Source organism: Devosia psychrophila (genome assembly GCF_000971275.1).
In the GTDB taxonomy this organism is placed as follows: Bacteria; Pseudomonadota; Alphaproteobacteria; order Rhizobiales; family Devosiaceae; genus Devosia; species Devosia psychrophila.
This window is the reverse complement of sequence record NZ_LAPV01000168.1, coordinates 1-3,469: the sequence shown is the minus strand read 5'-3', so window position 1 is coordinate 3,469 and position 3,469 is coordinate 1. Positions and strand designations below refer to the sequence as shown.

The window sequence follows — 3,469 nt, the reverse complement described above, 5'->3', positions numbered from 1 at the left end:
CGAAATGGGAGTCTGTGCTCACCCATGGGCCGGCAGCTCACTTCGCTCTGCAGCACTTTACTCGCGGGCTCTTTCTACGCGTCGGAAAGATCGATGATGTTGCCGCGTTCGAGCAGCTTTGGCGTTCGATGTCCGAGTACGCCCTCGACGCCGATTGGTCTCAGCGCGGCCTTTGGGTCTATGGGGAAAGGCTCATTGGTGACGTTCTCGGGTTTGGCAACGAAACGGCACTTGCCTGTCTGCCGACCGGTGCGGCTTTCCGTTCGCGCGGGTTGTATGAACGCTGGGCTGCGACACACCTGAATCGCGACGAAGAGTGCATCGTGCGCTTCGCGCAGTTCCTCACCACCGGCTTTGGCGCTCCGCTATTGCTCGATGGTCTTCGCTGGATCGCGGCGATGCTTAAGGCAAACAAGGAATCTGGTCTCTGGTATCGCGACGGAACGGGTGAGGCACTTGTTCACCTCGCAGCGTCGACGCTGAGCTCAAGCGGTAGTGAGCTAGCGGAGGATTCGGGGGTGCGGCAGGCGCTCATCGAGATCCTTGCCGCTCTCGCCGAAAAGAGCGTACCCGGTGCCTTGGCATTGCAGGATAGAGTCAGGCTAGTCAGGTGACGCGTCTGTCGTGACTTTCAGCGCCTGCCGCCCTCGAACGACGCAAGTACGCGCCTTGCCGCTGTAGCTCCCCCATCCGCCATCACCCTACCGGAACCAAGCCAGGAATGTCAGCGAGGCCCTGAAGATGGCCAACAGGGACAGCCGATAGGCAACCCCAAGCGCCGCGATTGCGGCGGGGCAAAAGTGCGCGATTTCAACGAGCCGCGCTAATCGAGGGGTAAGGGACGCAGGGCCAACCAGGAGTTTACTTGCGCTTGCCCACTACGCCCCAAGTGAGCCGGAAAAGCTCCGCCTGATATTGCGCGTCCTGTAAGGCATCATGCGTACCTGATCCCGACGGCGACAGATGTGCCGCGATCTTGCTGGAGCGAGTATCCCGCCAGGTGCAACCTGTCGCCCCCATATATAGGGCCTTGATGTCGAGTGCGGTGAAGCCGAACGGGTTCTCGCCGAGATATCGGTGGAAGTAGTAGTTAACGAAGGACCAATCGAACGGCGCGTTGAAGCCGACAAACACCAACGTCTCGTCGGGGCCCTTCACGCTCGAAAGCCAGTCCGCGAAGGCGGTCATCGCTGCTCGCGGATCGAGGCCGCGCTGCTTCAGATCTGCCATCGATAGGTCGGTCACCTCCAGAGCTTTTGGGTCGAAGGCATCGCTGATCGGTTTCATCTCGCATTTGAAGGTGATTTCGGGCCGGAACGCCTGACAGGCGCCGATAGTCAACATACTGAAGACGCCGGGAACGGGTCCCGAAGCCTCGATATCGACCGAGATGAAGACTTCCTGATTGCCGGTCATGAGATCAGGGGATCCGCGGGCACGAGCCTCGGGCGATTGCGGATGGCCATCCAATGTTCCCTAAAGGCGCGCTTGCGTTCCTCGGCGCTCCCCGCCGCTTTCCAGCGCAGGCCCGAAAAAGTAGTGATGTCGAACGGTATGTTTGATCCTTCCCGCGCGGTCACCATGGTTGGCAATCCGCGTCCCAAGGCATAGCCTAGTTCCAAGAAGCAGTTAGGACGGGCGCCCGTCAAGTCGGCGAGAACCACGCTGCTGCGGTGGAGTTTGGCGAAAATCTCTTCGTCGATGCGGGCATGCTCGTAGGCTTGACGCCCGTCGATGACAACCAGCCTATAGCCAAGCTCGCCCTCCATCACGGGCTTGACGACGACATCGAAGAAGGTGTCGACGTCCGCGTTGTCTTCATGGTCGGGATTGAGCAGGCGAACGGCAAAGGCCCTAGGTCGTTCAAGCGCCTCGAGCAAATCCACCAACACGGCAACGCGATTGACAATCGGCTGCCTTCTCGGAAAACCAATCTTGTTGATCCAATCATGGGCGTCGCCGTCTTCCGCAATCTGAAACAGTCGGCGGCTCTGCGCGCTTGCAAGACCGAAATTGTAGATGCGCCTGGCGCCGGTCGTCTCCGGACAAAGAGGGAGATTTAGCGGAACGATCGGCTTGCCCGCCTCATGGTAGAGGTTGGCGAGGTAAAGAACCCCTTCTGTGCCGCCCAGAGCGATGAGGATGTCACCGAAGCGGGCCTGGGCCTCCATCCGTTTGCTGTTCATGTTCCAATGGGCCGCACTTTCGATTTTGACCAACTGGGAGGCCCGTAGCTCGTCCCAGAGATCGGTGAACGCCTCCGGGATCTGTTCCTCGGTCTTGTGATGCTGGACGGCTACCACGAAAGGGCCAGGAACATCTGTCGGGCGGAGTGTCAGATTGTTCCTGACCGCCTGCCAGACCAACCAATCGAAACAGACGGGTAGGCCATCGGCTTTTCGGACGGGCTCAGCATCAACGGGCAATACGAAATTCGCTCCCCGTTTAATGAGTTGTTTGACCAAAAGACGGAGGAATTCGCGGGCCCCCTCTACATCTTCCGTGGATGCAACGGCCAGATCGCTGACCACGCTGCCCGAGATATGGATTCGCCGTCCGAATAGGGGCGATCGGACCATCACCTGTCCTCCATGACTGGTGAAGCCTGCAGCGTCTTGGCGACCGTCATCAAGTCCTCCGAGGCGAGGGATCGCGTCGGATAAGCCCGAGCCAGGGCAGCCGGATACAGTCGAGTGCGGATATCGGAGTAGGTCCAGGCGGGATGAGATCCGTTGGCCGCGGTCGCGCGGACCAACTCCGCCAGTTGCGCCGGAGCAAGCCGCATTCCGGCAAGGTCCATCTGGAAGAGCTGGAGACGCTCGGTGTCGGAAGGTCGGCGGAATTCTTCGACGATGGCCGCGCGGCGCCGCAGGGCGGCGTCGAGGACCGACAAGCGGTTGGTGCACAAGATCACGACGATACGGCCACCATACTGCCTCAGGTCGTCGATGCCCTGAATGAGCGTGTTTACCGCCACCTTGTCTTCGTGGTGACTGTGCTCTTGCGAACGTGAAGCCCCGAGACTGTCGCCTTCGTCGATGATCAGGATCGCCCGGCGGTTTTTCCCGGCGGACTGGGTCACTCTTTGAAAGGCCTCCGTGAGCAGCGATCCCATTTCGCCAACCATTCCGTTGCCGCGAACGCGATTGGACAGCTTGAACAGGATGGAATCGGGGGCGCGTGACTCCGCAACGAGCCGGTTGGCGATGCATTCGGCCGTCGCCGTCTTGCCGGTGCCGACGTCGCCATGGAAGATCACCAAAGGGTACTGCTCGGCCACCAAGTCGCAAATACCGAGTTTGCCGCCGTGATACTTTCGATTCCAGTCGCCAAGTTCGCCGACGTTCAGCAGAAGCCGAAGCTGATCGTGCACCCGACCGTATCGGACAGTGAAGCCCAACAAGGTCTTTTCGCGGTCGAGCAACACTTGTTTCGGGAGGGGCGTCTCGCTATCAAAGATGTTGGAGTG

Annotated in this window: 4 protein-coding genes; 1 reads left to right on the top strand and 3 read right to left on the bottom strand. The window is 60.0% G+C overall.

What is annotated here, in order from left to right; all coding sequences use genetic code 11:
- On the top strand, positions 1-614 hold a 614-nt coding region (locus tag WH91_RS24785; protein ID WP_158409611.1), incomplete at its 5' end, for a hypothetical protein.
- Positions 615-861: 247 nt separating this feature from the next.
- On the opposite strand, the gene WH91_RS19175 is transcribed toward WH91_RS24785, so the two are convergent.
- From WH91_RS19175 to WH91_RS19165, 3 genes are read right to left on the bottom strand one after another with little or no spacing between them, the layout of a single operon-like run.
- Positions 862-1,416, bottom strand: coding sequence for a 3'-5' exonuclease (locus WH91_RS19175; RefSeq protein WP_046172628.1), 555 nt, complete (start codon positions 1,414-1,416; stop codon positions 862-864).
- Positions 1,413-2,579 (bottom strand): hypothetical protein, encoded by a 1,167-nt coding sequence (locus WH91_RS19170; protein WP_046172627.1) that lies wholly within the window; start codon positions 2,577-2,579, stop codon positions 1,413-1,415. The genes WH91_RS19175 and WH91_RS19170 overlap by 4 nt, the downstream gene beginning before the upstream one ends.
- A complete protein-coding gene (locus WH91_RS19165; RefSeq protein WP_046172630.1) occupies positions 2,579-3,460 on the bottom strand; it encodes an AAA family ATPase in 882 nt (293 codons plus the stop codon). The genes WH91_RS19170 and WH91_RS19165 overlap by 1 nt, the downstream gene beginning before the upstream one ends.
- Positions 3,461-3,469 lie beyond the last annotated feature (9 nt).